Annotated in this window: 16 protein-coding genes; 9 read left to right on the top strand and 7 right to left on the bottom strand. The window is 70.2% G+C overall.

All coding sequences use genetic code 11. The features are described from left to right. The first annotated feature begins 397 nt into the window (after window positions 1–397). The 4 genes from dnaK to AB0O15_RS00345 all read left to right on the top strand — a co-directional run bounded on the left by dnaK (window position 398) and on the right by AB0O15_RS00345 (window position 4,710). Window positions 398–2,284: a molecular chaperone DnaK gene (gene dnaK, locus AB0O15_RS00360; protein WP_364311995.1), complete on the top strand. Its 1,887-nt coding sequence runs from the start codon at window positions 398–400 to the stop codon at window positions 2,282–2,284. Beyond that, window positions 2,281–2,985, top strand: a complete 705-nt coding sequence (gene grpE / locus AB0O15_RS00355) for a nucleotide exchange factor GrpE (RefSeq protein WP_364311992.1) — start codon at window positions 2,281–2,283, stop codon at window positions 2,983–2,985. Before dnaK ends, grpE begins: the two co-directional genes overlap by 4 nt. A gap of 67 nt (window positions 2,986–3,052) precedes the next feature. After that, the gene (gene dnaJ / locus AB0O15_RS00350) at window positions 3,053–4,240 is read left to right on the top strand and encodes a molecular chaperone DnaJ (RefSeq protein WP_364311989.1); all 1,188 of its coding nucleotides are present in this window, start codon (window positions 3,053–3,055) and stop codon (window positions 4,238–4,240) included. Between the two features lie 38 nt (window positions 4,241–4,278). Beyond that, a complete protein-coding gene (locus tag AB0O15_RS00345; protein WP_364311988.1) occupies window positions 4,279–4,710 on the top strand; it encodes a MerR family transcriptional regulator in 432 nt (143 codons plus the stop codon). A gap of 72 nt (window positions 4,711–4,782) precedes the next feature. Here AB0O15_RS00345 and AB0O15_RS00340 read toward each other — a convergent pair whose 3' ends face one another. From AB0O15_RS00340 to AB0O15_RS00325, 4 genes are all read right to left on the bottom strand, one after another. Further along, window positions 4,783–5,229, bottom strand: a complete 447-nt coding sequence (locus AB0O15_RS00340; protein WP_364311985.1) for a hypothetical protein — start codon at window positions 5,227–5,229, stop codon at window positions 4,783–4,785. Window positions 5,230–5,365: 136 nt separating this feature from the next. Beyond that, the gene (locus AB0O15_RS00335; protein WP_364311983.1) at window positions 5,366–6,571 is read right to left on the bottom strand and encodes a cation:proton antiporter; all 1,206 of its coding nucleotides are present in this window, start codon (window positions 6,569–6,571) and stop codon (window positions 5,366–5,368) included. A 3-nt stretch (window positions 6,572–6,574) separates the two neighbouring features. Then, window positions 6,575–7,072: a cation:proton antiporter regulatory subunit gene (locus tag AB0O15_RS00330; RefSeq protein ID WP_364311981.1), complete on the bottom strand. Its 498-nt coding sequence runs from the start codon at window positions 7,070–7,072 to the stop codon at window positions 6,575–6,577. Between the two features lie 10 nt (window positions 7,073–7,082). Further along, window positions 7,083–8,291 carry a sugar efflux transporter gene (locus AB0O15_RS00325; RefSeq protein ID WP_364311979.1) on the bottom strand — a complete coding sequence of 403 codons (1,209 nt, stop codon included), beginning with the start codon at window positions 8,289–8,291 and terminating at the stop codon, window positions 7,083–7,085. Window positions 8,292–8,472: 181 nt separating this feature from the next. Between AB0O15_RS00325 and clpB the strand changes: the two genes are divergently transcribed. Further along, entirely contained in the window at window positions 8,473–11,064 is a 2,592-nt protein-coding gene (gene clpB / locus AB0O15_RS00320; RefSeq protein ID WP_364311977.1) for an ATP-dependent chaperone ClpB, read from the top strand. 47 nt (window positions 11,065–11,111) lie between these two features. Here the strand turns inward: clpB and AB0O15_RS00315 are convergent, their stop codons facing one another. Further along, the gene (locus AB0O15_RS00315) at window positions 11,112–11,288 is read right to left on the bottom strand and encodes a hypothetical protein (RefSeq protein ID WP_364311974.1); all 177 of its coding nucleotides are present in this window, start codon (window positions 11,286–11,288) and stop codon (window positions 11,112–11,114) included. A 345-nt stretch (window positions 11,289–11,633) separates the two neighbouring features. On the opposite strand from AB0O15_RS00315, the gene AB0O15_RS00310 reads away from it, so the two are divergent. The 4 genes from AB0O15_RS00310 (at window position 11,634) to AB0O15_RS00295 (ending at window position 15,865) form a co-directional block, all read left to right on the top strand. Next, window positions 11,634–12,479, top strand: a complete 846-nt coding sequence (locus AB0O15_RS00310) for a hypothetical protein (protein WP_364311972.1) — start codon at window positions 11,634–11,636, stop codon at window positions 12,477–12,479. A gap of 29 nt (window positions 12,480–12,508) precedes the next feature. Next, window positions 12,509–13,654, top strand: coding sequence for a hypothetical protein (locus AB0O15_RS00305; RefSeq protein WP_364311969.1), 1,146 nt, complete (start codon window positions 12,509–12,511; stop codon window positions 13,652–13,654). Window positions 13,655–14,710: 1,056 nt separating this feature from the next. Continuing rightward, the gene (locus AB0O15_RS00300; protein WP_014440216.1) at window positions 14,711–15,088 is read left to right on the top strand and encodes a metalloregulator ArsR/SmtB family transcription factor; all 378 of its coding nucleotides are present in this window, start codon (window positions 14,711–14,713) and stop codon (window positions 15,086–15,088) included. A gap of 90 nt (window positions 15,089–15,178) precedes the next feature. Then, entirely contained in the window at window positions 15,179–15,865 is a 687-nt protein-coding gene (locus tag AB0O15_RS00295; RefSeq protein WP_364311966.1) for a class II aldolase/adducin family protein, read from the top strand. On the opposite strand, the gene AB0O15_RS00290 is transcribed toward AB0O15_RS00295, so the two are convergent. Continuing rightward, window positions 15,836–16,705, bottom strand: a complete 870-nt coding sequence (locus tag AB0O15_RS00290; RefSeq protein ID WP_364311963.1) for a DedA family protein — start codon at window positions 16,703–16,705, stop codon at window positions 15,836–15,838. The genes AB0O15_RS00295 and AB0O15_RS00290 overlap by 30 nt on opposite strands. Window positions 16,706–16,760: 55 nt before the next feature. Then, the gene (locus AB0O15_RS00285) at window positions 16,761–19,214 is read right to left on the bottom strand and encodes a polynucleotide kinase-phosphatase (RefSeq protein WP_364311961.1); all 2,454 of its coding nucleotides are present in this window, start codon (window positions 19,212–19,214) and stop codon (window positions 16,761–16,763) included. Window positions 19,215–19,235: the final 21 nt, after the last annotated feature.

Genomic DNA, 19,235 nt, shown 5'->3' with positions numbered 1-19,235 from the left:
CTTGACCCACCACCACGCCCGGCGGTTGGCAACGGCGCGTCGCCGGCAGCTGCTGTCTGCTCGACCTGACGGGACTGTTCTGTCCGCGTATCCAATGGTTTATCGCTCTGAGAAGTTGATTTTTGCCCCTTGGATTCGGACGTCGGGGAGCCGGGCGCGGCGGAGGCCGCCGGACCTGCCGCGTCACCCTGCGTCGTCACGCGTAAAGCGTGCCCGATCTATACGACACAGACAACAGGTACCCGTGTGCCGTGACCGGACAGGAATGTACCGGACGGGACTTGCGTCGCATCCGCTCAACTTCGACTTGACGACGTGCGGGCCCGTGGCATGATTGAGTCCGGTCCGCTCAACTTGCGGCCCGACAAGACGTAGACAAGAAGCGAGGATTCCCAACATGGCACGTGCGGTCGGCATCGACCTCGGCACCACGAACTCCTGCGTCAGCGTTCTGGAAGGGGGCGAGCCCACCGTCATCGCCAACGCGGAGGGCTCCCGGACGACCCCGTCCATCGTCGCCTTCGCGCGTAACGGGGAGGTGCTGGTCGGCGAGGTCGCCAAGCGCCAGGCGGTGACCAACCCCGACCGGACCATCCGTTCGGTGAAGCGTGAGGTGGGCACCAACTGGTCCGTCGACATCGACGGCAAGAAGTACACCCCGCAGGAGATCTCCGCGCGGGTGCTGATGAAGCTCAAGCGCGACAGCGAGGCCTACCTGGGCGAGACGGTCACCGACGCGGTGATCACCGTCCCGGCCTACTTCAACGACGCGCAGCGCCAGGCGACCAAGGAGGCCGGCGAGATCGCGGGCTTCAACGTCCTGCGGATCGTCAACGAGCCGACCGGCGCCGCTCTGGCCTACGGGCTCGACAAGGGCACCAAGGAGCAGACCGTTCTGGTCTTCGACCTCGGCGGCGGCACGTTCGACGTCTCGCTGCTCGAGCTCGGTGAGGGCGTCATCGAGGTCAAGTCGACCTCGGGTGACAACCACCTCGGTGGCGACGACTGGGACCAGCGGGTCATCGACCACCTGGTCAAGACCTTCCGCGGCGCCAACGGCATCGACCTGAGCCAGGACAAGATGGCGCTCCAGCGTCTGCGTGAGGCCGCCGAGAAGGCGAAGATCGAGCTGTCCGCGGCCAACACCACCAGCATCAACCTGCCCTACATCACGGCCGGGCCGGACGGCCCGCTGCACCTCGACATGAGCCTGAGCCGGGCCGAGTTCCAGCGCATGACCCAAGACCTGCTCGACCGCACCAAGGCGCCGTTCGAGCAGGCCATCAAGGACGCCGGCGTCAAGGTGTCGGATGTCGACCACGTGATCCTGGTCGGCGGCTCGACCCGCATGCCCGCCGTCTCCGAGCTGGTCAAGAGCCTGACCGGCCGCGAGCCGAACAAGGGCGTGAACCCGGACGAGGTCGTGGCGGTCGGCGCCGCGCTCCAGGCCGGCGTGCTCAAGGGCGAGGTCAAGGACGTCCTGCTGCTCGACGTGACCCCGCTGTCGCTGGGCATCGAGACCAAGGGCGGCATCTTCACCAAGCTGATCGAGCGCAACACCACGATCCCGACCAAGCGTTCCGAGGTCTTCACCACGGCCGACGACAACCAGCCGTCCGTGCTGATCCAGGTCTTCCAGGGCGAGCGCGAGATCGCGGCGTACAACAAGAAGCTCGGCACCTTCGAGCTGACCGGTCTTCCGCCGGCGCCGCGCAACGTGCCCCAGATCGAGGTCACCTTCGACATCGACGCGAACGGCATCGTGCACGTGGCCGCCAAGGACATGGGCACCGGCAAGGAGCAGAAGATGACGATCACCGGCGGCTCCGCGCTGCCGAAGGACGACATCGAGCGGATGATGCGCGACGCTCAGGACCACGCCGACGACGACAAGAAGCGCAAGGAGGACGCGGAGACCCGCAACCTGGCCGAGCAGCTTCAGTGGCAGACCGAGAAGTTCCTGGCCGAGAGCGGTGACAAGCTCCCCGAGGACAGCCGCACCAAGATCTCCGAGGCGCTGAGCGAGCTGCGTGGCGCGCTCGGCGGCAACGACATGGACAAGATCAAGACGGCGCACGAAAACCTTGCGAAGGTGTCCCAGGAGGCCGGTTCGCTGCTCTACGCGCAGCAGCAGGCCGACGCTCCGCAGGACGCCCCCGGCCCCGACGGCGCCCAGGCGTCCGGTGGCGCGGGTGCGGCCGGTGGCGCGACGACCGGCGGCCCGGCCGGCGGTCAGCAGGACGACGTGGTCGACGCCGAGATCGTCGAGGACGACAAGAAGTGAGCCGCGCGGAGGACGAGAACGACGGTCAGGCGACCGAGCGGGTCGTCATCCGCGACCGGCGCAAGATCAACCCGAACGGAAAGTCGGCAGGGGAATCCGTGAGCGACGCCAAGGAGACGAAGGCGAAGGAGTCCAAGCGGGCCAGCGGCGGCGCACACCGCGCCGCCGACCCGGAGGAGGGCGCCGAGGTCGTGGCCGAGAAGCCGGCCGCGGCGCCGGAGTCGCCGTCGCCGTCCCCGCCGGCCCCGCCCCCGCCCCCGGCTCTGGGCGCGGAGCTCGAGGCGTTGCGTCATGACCTCGAGGAGCGGACGCGTGACCTGCAGCGGGTGACGGCGGAGTACGCCAACTACCGCAAGCGGGTCGACCGTGACCGGGGCGCGGCCGCCGAGCAGACCACCGGCGCGGTGCTCACCACGCTGCTGCCGGTGCTCGACGACATCGATCGTGCCCGCGAGCACGACGATCTCAAGGGTCCGTTCGCGACGGTGGCCGAAGTGCTGACCGCGGCCACCGGGAAGTTCGGCCTGGTCGCGTTCGGTGAGAAGGGTGATCCGTTCGACCCGACCCGGCACGAGGCGGTGGCCCACCTGACGTCCCCGGATGTCAAGGAGCCGACCTGCGTCGAGGTCATGCGCCGGGGTTACACGCTGGGCGAGCGGCTGCTGCGGCCCGCCCTCGTCGCGGTCGCCGACCCGGAGTGATTCGGCAGATGACCCCACCCGCCGGTCGGCCGGCGGGTGGGGTGGCGACGCAGAGGAGGTGGATGAGTTGAGTTCGAAGGACTGGCTGGAGAAGGACTTCTATGCCGTCCTCGGGGTGAGCAAGTCCGCCTCCGCCGACGAGATCAAGAAGGCCTACCGCAAGCTGGCGCGTGAGCTTCACCCCGACCGGAACCCGGGCAACCAGGAGTCGGAGGACAAGTTCAAGGCCGCGTCCGAGGCGTACGACGTGCTGTCGGACGACAAGAAGCGCAAAGAGTACGACGAGATGCGCTCGCTGTTCGGTTCGGGCGCGTTCCGCCGGGGCGCGCGGTCCGGCAGCGGGTTCGACCCGTCCGACCTGTTCGGTGGTTTCACCGGCGCGGGTCAGGCGGGCGCGCCCGGCGACAAGCGGTTCGGTGGCGCCGGTTTTTCCGACATATTCAGCTCGATCTTCTCGGGCGGAGGCAACACCGCCGGGCCGCGGCGCAGCGGGCCACAGCGGGGCCGCGACGTCGAGGCCGAGGTCACCCTCGACTTCGTGCACGCGGTCCAGGGCACGACCCTGCCGCTGACCCTGCGGTCACCCGGCGTCTGCGACACCTGTCACGGCAACGGCGCCAAGCCGGGGACCGTGCCCAGGACCTGTCCGCAGTGCGCCGGCACCGGGCTGATCTCCCGCAACCAGGGGTCGTTCAGCTTCTCCGAGCCGTGCCGCGAGTGCCAGGGCGCGGGGAGCATCGTCGATCAGAAGTGCCCGGAGTGCCGTGGCACCGGTGGCGTCACCAAGAACCGCACGATCAACGTGCGGTTCCCGGCCGGCGTCGGCGACGGGCAACGCATCCGGTTGAGCGGCCGCGGTGAGCCGGGTGAGCGCGGCGGGCCCGCCGGCGATCTGTACGTGCAGGTCAAGGTCCGGCCCGACGACCTGTTCGGGCGCAGTGGCGACGACCTGACGCTGACTGTGCCGATCACCATGGCCGAGGCCGTGCTCGGCACCGACCTGCGGGTGCCGACCATGGACACCCCGGTCACGCTGCGGGTGCCGCCGGGCACCCCGAGCGGCCGCAAGCTGCGGGCCCGGGGCAAGGGCGTGCAGCGCCGCAACGGTGAGGCGGGCGACCTGATCGTCACCGTGGACGTGCAGGTGCCGGCTCAGGTGTCGGACGAGGCACGGGACGCCCTGGAGCAGTTCGCCAAGCTCACGCCCGCGGCCGGGCGCGATCGCATCGACGCGCGACTGCGGAGACTTGGGTAGGTTCCGTGATGAGGGTCGATCGTTAGAGGAGGTGGCACATGTATGAAGAGATCCACATCTCGATGGAGCAGGCCTCCGACGCGAAGGTCCTGATCATCTCCGTGGCCGCCCGGCTGGCCGGCATGCACCCGCAGACGCTTCGGCAGTACGACCGGCTCGGCCTGGTGCAGGCCGGCCGGGCCGGGGGCGGCGGCCGGCGATACAGCGAGCGCGATGTGGCGCTGCTCCGCGAGGTGCAGAAGCTCAGCCAGGACGACGGCGTCAACCTGGCCGGCATCAAGCGCATCATCGGGCTCGAGCAGCTGGTCGGCGACCTGCAACAGCGGGTGGCCGAGTTGGAGGCCGAGCTCAACGAGACGTACGCGCGGCTGGCCGAGGCCGAGGCGATGGCCGCCTATCCGGGTCGTGACCTGGTGCGCCAGAGCCGCCCGTCCACCGCGTTGGTGGTCTGGCGGCCGCGCAAGCCCTGAAGCAGCGGTTCGGAACGCAGGGGTCTGCTCGCCTATCGGTGAACAGACCCCTGTGTGTCAGCGGCGGTGGCGTCAGCGGCGGTGGAAGAGCCCCAGCCGGCGCGGGTGCCGCACCAGGCCGCCCTCGATCCACTCCTCGTAGTCGAAGAGCTCGGGCCGGGTCATCAGCACGCGGCAGTTGTGGGCCCAGATCTGCATCGGCTCGTCGCCGACCTCTTCGGCGCGCTCGACATACTTCTTCAGCCGGCGCTTGCGCTGTGAGGACGCGTTGGGGCGGACACCGTCGGCGGCGTAGATGTACATGCAGTGCAGCGCGAACCGACGCGCCGGGCACTGCCGGTCCATCGCCAGCTCGAACAGGGTGGGGCCGAGGACGTCGCCGGCGATCAGCAGGTCCCAGTCCGGAGGCATGGAGTCGAGCGGCACGGCCTCGGGGTGGTATGCCCACGCCTGAAGCTCGTCCGGACTCGGGTCGACCGGGTTCGCGAATCCAATGAATGTCGATTCACGCAAGCTCACGTTCGCCGCCTGTGTGTCTCTGAGCACGAAACTGTCAGCGGAACGCTAGCGCGCACCGGCCGCCGAGCGAAAGGTCTACTCGTTCACATTCTGGTACTGATCAGTAGCTTTCTGCAGCACCACGAGATAACCCTGGTCAGTCGGGTGTCACCACGGGTGTCGCGGCGCGGGACGCGGCGACACGCCGACGGATGAATGCCTTGAACCACACGTAATCCGTCAAACGCGCCAACATCGGTCCGCTCACCACCGTGATCAGGACGTAGGCGGTGGCCAGCGGGGCCAGTTCCGGCTCGACGCCGGAGGCCACCGCGAGGCCGGCGATGACAACCGAGAACTCGCCGCGCGGCATCAGCGCCAGCCCGGCCCGCACCCGGCCCGGCAGCGCGATGCCGACCCGGCCGGCCGCGACGTAGCCGGTGGCGACCTTGGTCAGCATGGTCAGCACGGCCAGGCCCAGCGCTGGCAGCAGGACCGGCGGCATGTCGGCCGGGTTGGTGGACAGCCCGAAGAACACGAAGAACACCGCCGCGAACAGGTCGCGGAGCGGGGACAGCATCTCGGTCGCGCGGTGCGCCACCGCGCCGGAGAGCGCGATGCCGACCAGGAACGCGCCGACCGCGGCGGACACGTTGAGCTCGGCCGCCACGCCCGCGACGAACAGGGTGAGGCCGAGCACGCTGAGCAGCAGCGCCTCCGGGTCGCGGACGGACATGAACCGGGAGATCGCCCCGCCGTACCGGATGGCCACCACCAGCACCGCGACCACCGTGACCACCGCGACGGCCAGCGCCTCGAGCCCGCCGATCAGGCCCATCCCGGCCAGCACCGCGGTGACCAGCGGCAGGTAGAAGGCCATCGCCAGGTCCTCGATGACCAGCACGGACAGGATCACCGGGGTCTCCCGGTTGCCGAGCCGGCCCAGGTCGCCGAGCACCTTGGCGATCACGCCCGAGGACGACACCCAGGTGATGCCGGCCAGCACCAGCGCCGCATCCCAGCCCCAGCCCAGCAGGAACGCGAAGGCGGCACCGGGCAGCGCGTTGAGCAGCATGTCGAACACGCCGGCGGGCGCCGAGGCGCGCAGGTTGCCGACCAGTTCGGTCGCCGAGTACTCGAGGCCGAGCATGACCAGCAGCAGGATCACGCCGATCTCGGCGCCGACTTCGATGAACTCCTCGCTGGCCGAGAGCGGCAGCAACCCGCCGTGCCCGAAGGCCAGCCCGGCCAGCAGATAGAGCGGGATGGGCGAGAGCCCGATCCGGCGGCCCAGCCGGCCCAGCATGCCGAGCGCGAAGAGGAGGGCGCCGACCTCGATGAGGAGGATCGTCGTCTCGTGCACGGCTCAGTCGTCGGTTTCGCCGGCCAGGATCGCCGTCACGCCGTTCAGGCCCTCACGGGTGCCGACCGCCACCACCACATCGTTGGCCTCGAACTGGAACGACGGGCCGGGGGAGGCGATCACCTCGCGGTCGCGCAGGACGGCGACGATCGAGGCGCTGGTGCGGGTGCGGGCCCGAGTGTCACCCAGCCGCCGGCCCACGAACGGCGAGCCGGCCGGCAGCGCGACCTGTTCGGTGAGCAGCCCGGCGGCCTGCTGGCGCAGCCCGGCGAGCTGGCCCAGCATCAGGGAGGCGCCGAGGACGTCGGCCAGGGCCTCGGCCTCGTCGTCGGTGAGCGGGATGGAGGCGAGGCAGGCGTCCGGGTCGTCCACGTCGTAAAGGACCAGGTCGCGCCGGCCGTTGCGGTGTGAGACCACCCCGACCGTACGGCCGGAGGAGGTGATCAGGTCGTGCCGGACGCCGATTCCCGGCAGCGGAGTCTGTTCTACCCGTGCGCGCACGTTCTCAACGCTAACTCACGGACAGGCGCGGTCTGGTCTTTCCGACCCGCAGCACCAGGAGCAACACCAGGCCCACGGCGCAGAGGGCGGCGCAGAACACGTACGCCAGCCGGTAGTCGAACCGCTGAGCCACCCCGAACAGCGGACCGGCGAGCATCGCCCCGATCGGGAAGGTGTTGGTGAACAGGGTGGTCGCCCGGCCCGGTTCGGCCGGCAGCAGGTCTTGCACGAAGGTGATCGACGGACCGGAGACCGCGGCGATGAACAGCGCGTTCATCAGCTGGGCGGCGAGCAGCATCCAGACCTCGCCGGCCGAGAACACGATCAGGAAGTAGGCGATACCGCAGGCCGCGCCGCCGACGATCACCGCGCGCACCGGCACCCGGGTGGCCAGCCAGCCCAGCGCGAGCAGCAGCGGGATCTCGAGCAGCGCGCACAGCCCGAGCACCAGCCCGGCGTCGGACACCTCGCCGCCGAGGTTGCGGCTGATGTGCAGCGGCAGCGCCTGCACGCCCAGCGTGAGCGGGCACTGCAGCGCCGTGAAGATCACCGTGACCAGGATCAGCGTGCCGCGGCCCGGTCCCGGCGTCGGGCCGGCCGGGGTCACGTCGCCGGTGACCGGCTCGACCGGGCCGACGTCGGGCAGGGTGACCGCGGACAGCAGGGCGGCCAGCGCGTACAGCGCCGCGGCGACGCCGTAGACCAGCCGGAAGCCACCCGCCTCGATCATCACCGCGGCCAGTGGCGGCCCGGCCACCCAGGCGATCGAGAAGACCGTGCGCAGGCTGGTGATGCCCATCGCCGACCGGCCCGGCACCACCCGTTCCAGCACCTCGCGGGCGTACGCGAAGGATTGGGGGAAGAGCGAGCCGGCGATGGCCAGCAGGGTGACCTGGATGCCGAAGACCGCCCAGTAGTCCCGGACGACCGTGAGCAGCCCGGCCCCGACCAGGCCGAACAGCGCCGCGCCGATCAGCAGCCGGCGCCGGATCGGGTGGCGGTCGGAGAGCCGGCCGATCAGCGTGCCCGCCACCACGCCGGAGAGCGGCCCGGCGATCAGGATCACGGTGACCTGGATCGGGTTGGCCTCGACCTCGGTGTTGAGGAAGAGCGAGAGGAACGGCACCACCAGGGCGATCGAGACGCCGACGGTGAGGAAGACCAGGCCGAGCGGCAGGAAGGTGCGTGCCAGGCCACGACGGGTCGTGAGGGTCGGCATTCCTCAGACGTTACGGCGCACCTATGACAACAAGGGTTGTTCGCGACCTACCTCGACCCTCGCACGGCGTTCGTGACGACTTTGGTCTCCACCGTCGCGAATAAGCCTTGCCGAGTCGACGATTAGGGTTGAGCGGACTAGGCTCAACTCTGCGAGTCCGTGTTTGTCTTCAGGGGAGCTCATGAACGCCGAACGCCTCACGACCAAGAGCCGTGACGTCATCAAGGCGGCCGCCGCCGACGCCGGTCAGCGTGGCCACGCGACCGTCGAGCCGTGGCACATGCTGCTGGCTCTATTGGACACCGGCGGGTCAACCGCCCCCGGCCTGCTACGCGCGGTCGGCGCCAATCCGATCGACATCCGGCGGGCCGCCGTCCGCACGCTGGAGCAGATGCCCTCCGCCCGTGGGTCGAGCATCGGCGAGCCGAGCCTGTCCCGCGAGTTCGTCAACGCGATCGGCGAGGCCGAGCTGCTGGCCAAGCCGCTCGGCGACGAGTACGTCTCGACCGAACACCTGCTGGCCGGCCTGGCCCGGGTCGGCGGTGGTGTCGGCAAGGCCCTGCGCGACGTCGGCGCCACCGAGGAATCGCTGGTCGCGGCCTTCCCCGAGGTGCGTGGCGGCGATCGCCGGGTGACCTCGGAGGAGCCCGAGGAGAGCTACAAGGCGCTCGAGAAATACAGCATCGACCTGACCGCGCTGGCCCGCGAGGGCAAGATCGACCCGGTGATCGGCCGGGACGCCGAGATCCGCCGCGTGGTCCAGGTGCTTTCCCGCCGTACCAAGAACAACCCGGTCCTGATCGGCGAGCCCGGCGTCGGCAAGACGGCGATCGTCGAGGGCCTGGCCCAGCGCATCGTCGCGGGCGACGTGCCCGAGTCGTTGCGCGACAAGCGCCTGGTCTCGCTCGACCTCGGCGCGATGGTGGCCGGGGCGCAATACCGCGGCCAGTTCGAGGAGCGGCTCAAATCGGTGCTCGAAGAGATCCGCAACTCCAACGGCAAGGTCGTCACCTTCCTCGACGAGCTGCACACGGTCGTCGGCGCCGGCAAGGCCGAGGGGTCGATGGACGCCGGCAACATGCTCAAGCCGATGCTGGCCCGCGGCGAGCTGCGGATGGTCGGCGCGACCACCCTCGACGAATACCGCGAGCACATCGAGAAGGACCCGGCGCTCGAGCGGCGCTTCCAGCCGGTCGTGGTCGGCGAGCCGAGCGTCGAGGACACCATCGGCATCCTGCGCGGCCTCAAGGGCCGGTACGAAGCCCACCACCGGGTGCAGATCACCGACGGCGCGCTGGTCGCCGCGGCCGCGCTGTCCGACCGCTACATCACCGAGCGGTTCCTGCCCGACAAGGCCATCGACCTGATCGACGAGGCCGCGTCCCGGCTGCGCATGGAGATCGACTCCCGTCCGGTCGCCCTCGACCAGCTCCAGCGTCAGGTCGACCGGATGCGGGTGGAGAAGCTCGCGCTGACCAAGGAGACCGACCCCGCGTCCCGGGCCCGGCTCGAGAAGCTGGAACGTGACCTGGCCGACCGCGAGGAGGAGCTGACCGCGCTGACCGCCCGCTGGGAGCGCGAGCGGGGCGGCCTCAACCTGGTCGGCGAGCTCAAGAAGCGGCTCGACGAGACCACCGCCGAGCAGGAGCGGGCCCAGCGTGACGGCGACCTCGAGAAGGCGTCCCGCCTGCTCTACGAGGTCATCCCCGCGCTGAAGAAGGACATCGAGGCGGCCGCCGCGGCCGAGACCGACGCGCCCGCCGAGCCGCCGATGGTCAAGGAAGAGGTCGGCGCCGACGACATCGCCGAGGTGATCTCGTCGTGGACCGGCATCCCGGCCGGCCGGATGCTCGAGGGCGAGACCGAGAAGCTGCTCCGCATGGAGGAGTCGCTGCGGGCCAAGGTGGTCGGCCAGGCCGAGGCGGTGGCCGCGGTGGCCGGCGCCGTCCGCCGCGCCCGGGCCGGTGTCGCCGACCCCGACCGCCCGACCGGCAGCTTCCTCTTCCTCGGCCCCACCGGCGTCGGCAAGACCGAGCTGGCCAAGGCGCTGGCCGAGTTCCTGTTCGACGACGAGCGGGCGATGGTCCGGATCGACATGAGTGAGTACGGCGAGAAGCACTCGGTCGCCCGCCTGGTCGGCGCCCCGCCCGGGTACGTCGGCTACGAGGAGGGTGGTCAGCTGACCGAGGCGGTGCGCCGCCGTCCGTACAGCGTGGTGCTGCTCGACGAGGTCGAGAAGGCCCACCCCGACGTCTTCGACGTGCTGCTCGCGGTGCTCGACGACGGCCGGCTCACCGACGGACAGGGCCGTACGGTCGACTTCCGCAACGCCATCCTGGTGCTGACCTCCAACCTGGGCTCGTCGGTCATCTCCGACTTCACGCTCAGCGAGGACGCGCGCCGCGAAGAGGTCATGGCCACCGTCCGCTCGCACTTCAAGCCCGAGTTCGTCAACCGGCTCGACGACATCGTGGTGTTCCACTCGCTGACCGCGCGTGACCTCGCGGCGATCGTCGAGCTCCAGCTCGGCCGGCTGCGCAAGCGGCTCGGCGACCGGCGGCTCAACCTCGAGGTCAGCGAGGCCGCACTGCTGTGGCTGGGTGAGCGCGGGTACGACCCGATCTACGGCGCCCGGCCGCTGCGGCGCCTGGTGCAGTCGGCGATCGGCGACTCGCTGGCCCGGGCCCTGCTGGCCGGGGAGATCACCGACGGCGACACGGTGCTGGTCGACCTGGGTGACGACAAGGACACCCTGGCCGTACGCAGCGCGTAGGAGCAGGACACGAAAAAGCCCCGGGCGCCGTTGCCCGGGGCTTTTTCTCAGTCGCGCGCCACCCGTTGCCGGTAGGCGTGGGTCATCAGGATGTCTTCGAAGGCATGCTCGCCCTCGTCGGACCAGATCCTGATCCCGCCCCGGACGAGCTGGTAGCGCACGTCCTTGTAACGGGTCCTCGTGTCGTCATGGTGAACGACGGTCAGGGTGTCGGCGTGTGGCATGGGACTCACCGGTCCTTTGCGGGTCTGGGGCGGCCGCGGTGTGGTCACGCGGCCGACGCAATCGGGTGGGTGCCCGGATCCGGTCTGCCTGCTCCCCGGCGTCATAGGTGCGCGGTCGGCGACTCGGACGGGCACGGTGGGCCGCTGGGGGTCTCTCCTGCCAGCTGGGCGCCACGAGGTCGAAGTGTAGGTGCCCGGATCGGCCGGTGTCGTCCCCTGAAGGGCCGACATCCGTGGGATAAAAACCACCATCTCGGGCGATGTTGCCACAGAGGCCAGGGCCGTGTGCCGTTGTGCGGGGATGGCGCCCGCCCGATACCGTGAACGAATCTACGAGGGGGGATCGTGACCAATCCGACGCACCCGGGGCAGCGCCCGGTCACCGTCAGCGTCTCCACCTATCTGCTCTGGGCCGCCGCGGCCTTAGTGCTGTTGCAGAGCATCCTGTCGCTCTCGATGGTCAGCACGACCACGCGCGTGACCACCGATCTCTACGAGGGCAGCGCGGCCGAGGGCATCGAGTCGTTCCTGGTCATCTCGGTGGTCGGCGGTGCGGTGCTCTACGTCCTGCTCGCGGCCACCTTCGCGATCCTGGCCATCTTCAACAACCGTGGCCGCAACGGCGCCCGCATCACCACCTGGGTGATCGGCGGTCTGATGGTGTGCTGCGGCGGCTTCGGCCTGCTCGGCCAGGCGGCCACCGGGCCGCTGAGCAGCCTCGAATCGGCCAACTCGACCGGCGGGCCGACCAGCTCGGAGATCCAGGCGGCGCTCGACAGCGCGCTGCCGTCCTGGTACCAGCCGTCGGTGCTCACCCTGAACGTGCTGTGGACGCTGGCCACGCTGGCCGCGCTGATCCTGCTGGCGCTGCCCGCCTCGAACGCGTACTTCCGCGCGCCGGCCCGGGGCTTCGACCCGTCGGTGCCGTACCCGGCGTACCCCGGTGGCCAGCCGCCGTACCCGCAGTACCCGACGTCGGGCCCGCCGCAGCAACAACAGCCGCAGCAGCCGCAGTACCCGACCTACCCGCCGCAGCAACCGACCGGTCAGCCTCCGGCCCAGCCGCAGCCTCCGGCCCAGCCCCAGCCGCCCGCCCAGCCGCCTCCGCCGCCCTCGTCGGACGCGTCCGACCCGTGGGCCCGGCCCGAGGGCGATCAGCGGCCGCCGTCCGATCCGACCGCGCAGCCCTGACCGGACGATCATCCGGGTAGGTTCCCCTCATGTCCTACGCCGCCACGTATCCCCCTCAGGCGCCTCCGCCGGCCGCGGATCCGCCGCGCCGGCCGGTCGCGACCCAACTGGCGGCGGTGCTGCTGCTGGTGATGGCGTTCGTCGGCCTCGCCTACGCGGTGGTCACGCTGATCGTGACGCCCGGCGTGATCGACCGTTTCCGCGCCGACGCCGGCAGCGCGGCGAGCGCCGACGTCGACGGGTACGTGACGGTGGTGTGGACGTTCGCCGCCCTCGGCACGGTGCTGGCGGTGGTGCTGTTCGCGCTCTACATCGTGCTGGCGCTCGGGCTGCGCCGCGGCAGCAACGGCTCGCGGATCGCGACCTGGGTGGTCTGCGCGCTGGGCGTGCTCGTCGGGTGCGGCTCGGCCATCGCGGTGGGCGCGCAACGAGCCGGTGACGGTACGCCGGGAACGCTCGGTTCCGCGCTGACCGAGGCGTATCCGGGGTCCTGGATCGGCCTGAACGTGACCCTGCTGGTCGCGCAGATCGTCGGCTACCTGATCGTCGCGCTGCTGCTCGTGGTCAGCCGGGGCTACTTCCGCCCGGCCGGCGACCCGGCCCAGCGCTCCCAGTCCTATGTCGCATTGCCGACATACGGATCGGCGAACGCCTATCCCGGTCAGCCTCAGCCGATGGCCGGTCAGCCTCAGCCGGTGTCCGGCGCGCCCGGTCACCACCCGACGGCCGCGTTCCCGGCGTCGCCCACCTTCCCGGCCACGACCGCTCACCCGGCTGGTTCCGCCCACCCGGCCGCGGCCTTCCCGGCGGCGCCACCAGTCGTCCAGCCGCCCTACGGCCCGCCTCAGCCGGCCGTGGTCCCGCCCGGTGCGGTGCCCACGGCCGAGGACCACGCTTTCTGGTCCCGCCCAGCGGCCGCCGCCCCCGCATCGGCCCAGCCCACACCGGGTGCGGCCCCGTCCGCGCCGCACCCCGCTCAGCCCACCCCGGCCGATGCGCCCGCCGACGCCGGCGCCGCACCGGGCGGCCGCCTCGCGTCCGAGGAGGCGGCCCGGTCCGACCAGGCCGCGCCGATCCCGCCCGCGGCCGCCTCGCCGACCCCGGTGGCGCCGCCCTACGACGAACCCGACCGTCCGTCGGGGTCGTCCGGCGCCGGCAATGACGTCAAAGAGTGAAACGCCGAGGGTGCAAACGGACGTGACATCGGTCACACCGCATAGGCCTTAACGGATCTAGTGGCGGGATAGGCCATCGACCAGCGCCATTGCCTGCATACCGCGCGATTGTGAGATTGGCCAGAATCCGATGAGTACTGACCGGAACCGGTGCCGACCGGCCGTGAGAGTGGTTACTCAGCGTTGCCGGCTGAGAATCGGCTGTGCGTTCGCCGAGGTGAAGCCGGGTGTGCACGGTCACCCTTGCGTGTCGGGACATTGATGGTTGTGTGTCACCCGAACGGGTACCGTTGACCACCGAGGATGGGTGGGTCACGGCCGTCCGGCCAGCCTCACACCGGCCTTATCGGCGGGTGTTTTCTGACGTACGGCTAAAGGTGTTATCGCGCGTTGAACGCTGCCGCCCCAGCGACGTTCAGGGTTAGATCTCGCTCCTGAGCCGCGGATAGGTGCTTTGAGCAGCGTCGATCCCTTACGGATCGCCCTAAATCGACGGTCATTCAGTAAACAATATTTCCAATAGACCCGCCGTACTGGCGAGGGTCAATTGTTCCTTTCCGCCCCGGCGGGGCGGAACGGTCCGGTTTCCGGCAGCCAGTACTCTCAGATGTAGGGAAGGGCGCTACGACCTGCGTAAATTCATCGACTAAAGGGTCGTTGCACAGTGTTGTGGCGTGCTTTCATCGGGTCGTGAAGCAAGGGGACGGCAAAAGGTGCCGGCGCAGCACCCGGCCGAGCTTCACGTCGCGGGTGGCGGAGGGCCGCCGACGGCAACGTGGCCAGACGGATCGACGAATCGACAATGTGAAGCGTCTCACTCCGAGGTGGGGGATCGAGAGCTTGACGGCGTTGGGCAGCGACCAGACGGCTGCTGAGGCGTTGCAGGAGGCAGAGTCCGAAGTCGGTGCCGAGGAATGGGCGACCAACGGAACCCGCAGGGGCGACGGGAAGTCGAACAGATAGACCAACCCGGTGCTCGATGTCGGCCTTACGGCCTGAAAGTCAGCCGGTTCGTTCCTGCATCCATGCAGGAGAATCGATGCAGTTGGTGGAAGGATGGAGATCGTGGGAACTGCGTTGGCGGAAATGACAATGCCTCAGATCTCGCCCCTCGCGGGCGAGCCGATTGAACGTGCCGACGCCGAGCGTCTGGCGGGAGTGCTCAAAGCACTCGCCGACCCCGCACGGCTGCGGCTGCTCAGCCTCATCCAGTCCGCAACGGACGGCGAGGCGTGCGTCTGCGACCTTACGGCCCCGCTTGGCCTCTCGCAGCCCACTGTTAGCCACCACCTGCGGATCCTCACCGAGGCAGGGCTGCTCGAGCGTGAGAAGCGTGGCGTGTGGGCGTACTACCGGCTGGTCCCGACCGCGATCGCGACCATCGCCGATCTGCTGACCCCGCCGCGTAAGCGGGCGACGAAGAAGGCGCGCTGAGCACCAAGCTGACCGACAAGGGCAGCGTTCTGCCTGGCGTCACCACGTCGTTGGCGTGACGCCAGGCTCGAGGACTCAGGAGTTATTCGGGTGAACTACGTCCCCGGCGATCTGCGCGATCAGCTCGCGTTTGTGGGATATGACGTGGTCCAGGCCGGCCTGGTCTGTGGATCGGGCGGCAACCTGTCGGCTCGTATCCCGGACGAGGACGCCTGCTGGGTCACCGCGAGCGGCGCCTGGCTCGACCGCCTCAGCCGCACCGACTTCACGGCGGTGCGGGTCTCGGACGGTGAGCCGGCGACGGTCGGGCTCGTGCCCGGAACGTCCGGCCGGCAACACCTCGAGCCGACCAGCGAGCTCGCGCTCCACCTGGCGCTGTACCGCGCCCGGGAAGACGTTCAGGCGATCGTCCACCTGCACCCGCAGACGGCGCTGCTGCTGGACGCGCTGGGCGAGCACATCCGGATCGTCACCACCGACCACGCGTTCTACCTGCGCCGGGTCTCGACGGTTCCGTTCCGGCTCCCCGGCACCATCGAACTGGCCGCGCTGACCGCGGCGATGGCCGCCGACGGCACCGACTGCCTGATGCTCAGCCAGCACGGGTGCGTCGTGATGGCGGAGACCGTCGAGCTGGCCCACAAGCGTGCCCGCAACCTGGACGAGGCCGCGCAGCTGACCTACCGCGCCTTGACCGCCGGCCGCCTGGACGGCCTGCGGGAGTGTCCGGAGGAGTTTCTCGACCGCCTACAGGCGGCCGCCCCCGTCACCATCTGACCGCTGGCCGTAGACGCCGCCGCCGTGGTGCGGCGGGTGTGGCCGGTGCTCCTCGATCTCGTCGTGGATCGAGTCGGCGATGCCCACCACGGTGGCCGCCGCGACCACGCCGATCGCGGTCGCCGGGCCGGCCACCGCTTCCGGATCACCCTCGGCCGCCTGGCGCTTCTTCGCCTTTCGCTCGCGGAGCATCTCGAGCGCGATCGGCAGCACCGAGATCAGCACGATCAGCGCGACCACGGGCAGGATGTACCGGTCGATGTGGGCACCGACGACCTTGTAGATCGAGCCGGCCAGCAGGTAGCCGATCAGCAGGATGCCGTCGGTCCAGAGGACGGCGCCGACGATGTTCCACATCAGGAACTGCCGGGCCGGCATGCCGAGGGTGCCGGCCACCGGGTTGAGGAACGTCCGCACGATCGGGATGAAGCGGGCGAGCACCACGGCCTTGGCCGGGCCGAACTTCTCGAAGTAGTACTCGGCCTTCTCCACGTACTCGCGCTTGAACAGCCGCGAGTCGGGGCGCTCGAACATCTTGCGGCCGTACTTGCGGCCGAGGAGATGGCCGAGCTGGGCGCCGAGGATCGCGCAGATCGGGGCGCCGATCAGCAGTCCGACGATGGAGATCTTGGTGCCGTCGCCGAACATCGCGTCGGCCACCGGCGACGCCGCGACCCCGGCCAGGAACAGCAGCGAGTCGCCGGGGAAGAAGAAGCCGACCAGCAGGCCGGTCTCCGCGAACAGGATCGCCCAGACCCCGTAGAGCCCGAAGGTCTGCAACAGATCCTTCGGGTCGAGGGGGTTCAGGGCGAGCTGCTCGTCCAACGCACGGAAGTCCACGGGGAGCCAGGGTACCGGCAGATATCTGGCACTTCCCTGTGTACGGCCTGAGCGTTCACAACCTCGGGTCGACCGGCTCGGACTCGCAGGCCAGAACGGCGAAGACCAGCTCATGGATGCGCCAGGTGGCGGCCCCTTCGGCCAGCCGGTCCAGCGCCGCCAGGCCGAGCCCGTGCTCACGCAGGGCCAGGTTGCGCTTACGTCCCAGCGACCGCCGACGCAGCCCGCCCAGCTGGTCCGGCCGGGTGTACTCGGGGCCGTAGATGATCCGCAGGTACTCCCGGCCGCGGCACTTCACCCCGGGCTGCACGAGCCGGCCCTGGTGGTCGGTGACCTTCAGGCCGGCGTACGGCTTGACGACCATCCCCTCACCACCCGCCTCGGTGAGCGCGAGCCACCACTCGGTCGCGGCCGCCTCCGACGCCTCGTCGCCCAGGTCGACCACGATCCGCCGGGTCGGCGTGAACAGCGCGGGGTCGGCGGCGACGAGCCGGTCGGCCATGGCCAGGTGCCAGCCGTGGTCGCGATCGGCGTACGAGACGCCCTGGCCGGCCAGCACCGCGAACGGCGCCAGGGTCACCGGCTCGTCGGTCGCGTACGTCCGGTACGCCGCCGAGTAGCCGTCGATCTCGGCCGACCGCAGCGCCAGCCGGTCTCGCAGCTCACCGACGTCGAGCCCGCGCCCGGAAGCGGCCGAGACCACCGACAGCGCGGCGGGCAGGGCCGCACGCCCAGCCGCGCCGACCCCGGCGTAACGGGTGCGGATCAGCGACGCGGCCTTGGCCGACCAGGGCAGCAGCTCACAGTCGAGCAGCAGCCAGTCGGTGTTCAGCTCGTCGAAGAGCGGGGTGGCGGCGGCCCGGATCCGGCCCAGGAGCTCGGTCGAGTCGGGGAAGAACGGCCGCCCGGTCCGGGTCCAGATCGCACCGCCGGAACGGGACACCCGGACCACGGCCCGCGAGCCCATGTGCTTCTCCTCGCACACGACCCGGCTGGCCCCGGCCGCCCGCAGGTCGCCGAAGGCCGACGCCGGGTGTTCGAGGTAACCGTCGAGCGTCGACGTCGAGCAGGGCGCCATGGTCGGCGGCAGCCACACCAGGTCGGCCGGGTTGATCGCGAACCGGCCCATCACCTCCAGCGCGGCCGCCGCGTTCTCGGCCGGGATGGTCGTGCGGCCGTACCCGTAGTCGATGTGCCGGCGTCCGGTCACGTCGGCGATGTCCAGTTCGTCGGCCGGGCGCGACGGGGCGACCAGCGGGCGGGCGGGCGCGTAGTACTCGCGCTCGGCCGGCACCGCCACGATCTCGCGGGACGGCCAGCGCAGCGCGGTCAGGGTGCCGCCGAAGACGCAGCCGGTGTCGAGGCAGATGGTGTTGTTGATCCACTCCGGCACCGGGGTGGGCGTGTGCCCGTACACGACGGCGGCTTGGCCACGGTAGTCACGGGCCCAGGGGTAGCGCACCGGCAGGCCGTACTCGTCGGTCTCGCCGGTGGTCTCGCCGTAGAGCGCGAACGAGCGGACGCGGCCGGAGGCCCGGCCGTGGTAGGCCTCCTTGAGCCCGGCGTGCGCGACCACCAGGTTGCCGCCGTCCAGCACGTAATGGCTGATCAGGCCGTCGATGAAGCGACGCACCTCGGTCACGAAGGAGTCGTCGGTGAGTTCAAGCTGCGCGAGGGTCTCGGGCAGGCCGTGGGTGAGCTGGACGTTGCGGCCGTTGAGCTTGCGGGCCAGCTTCTGCTCGTGGTTGCCCGAGACGCAGAGCGCGTCACCGTCGGCCACCATGTTCATCACCAGGCGCAGCACGCCGGGGGAGTCGGGTCCGCGGTCGACCAGGTCGCCGACGAAGACCGCGGTGCGGCCCTCGGGGTGGCGGGCCCGGTCGTCCTGGACGACGTACCCGAGCTTGGCCAGGAGCAGGTCGAGCTCGGCCCGGCAGCCGTGCACGTCGCCGATGATGTCGAACGGGCCGGTCAGCTCACGCCGGTCGTTGAACAGCTTCTCGTACCGGATGGTGGCGTTCTCGATCTCGTCCGGCCCGCGCAGCACGTGCACCTTGCGGAAGCCCTCGCGGGCCAGCCGGCCGAGCGAGCGCCGCAGGTCGCGGGACATCCGGCTGATCACCTGCGGGCCGAAGTTCCGGTCGGGCCGGGCCTCGGTGCGTTCCCAGGCCAGCTTCTCGGGCACGTCGAGGACGATCGCGACCGGCAGCACGTCGTGCTCCTTGGCCACCTTGACCAGCTCGGCCCGGCCGTGCTGCTGCACGTTGGTGGCGTCGACCACGGTGAGCCGGCCCGCGGCCAGCCGCTTGCCCGCGATGTAGTGCAGCGCCTCGAAGGCGTCGGACGAGGCGGACTGGTCGTTCTCGTCGTCGGCGACCAGGCCGCGGAAGTAGTCGGAGGACAGCACCTGGGTCGGCTTGAAGTGCTTGCGCGCGAACGTGGACTTGCCCGACCCGGAGATGCCGACCAGCGCCACGAGGGCGAGCTCAGGGATGTCGATCTGGGTCACTGTCTGTGCCGATCCAATCAA

It is taken from the genome of Actinoplanes sp. NPDC089786, from assembly GCF_040684855.1.
Lineage (GTDB): Bacteria > Actinomycetota > Actinomycetes > Mycobacteriales > Micromonosporaceae > Actinoplanes.
The sequence above is the reverse complement of the archived record's forward strand: the minus strand, read 5'-3'. Positions and strand labels throughout refer to the sequence as shown.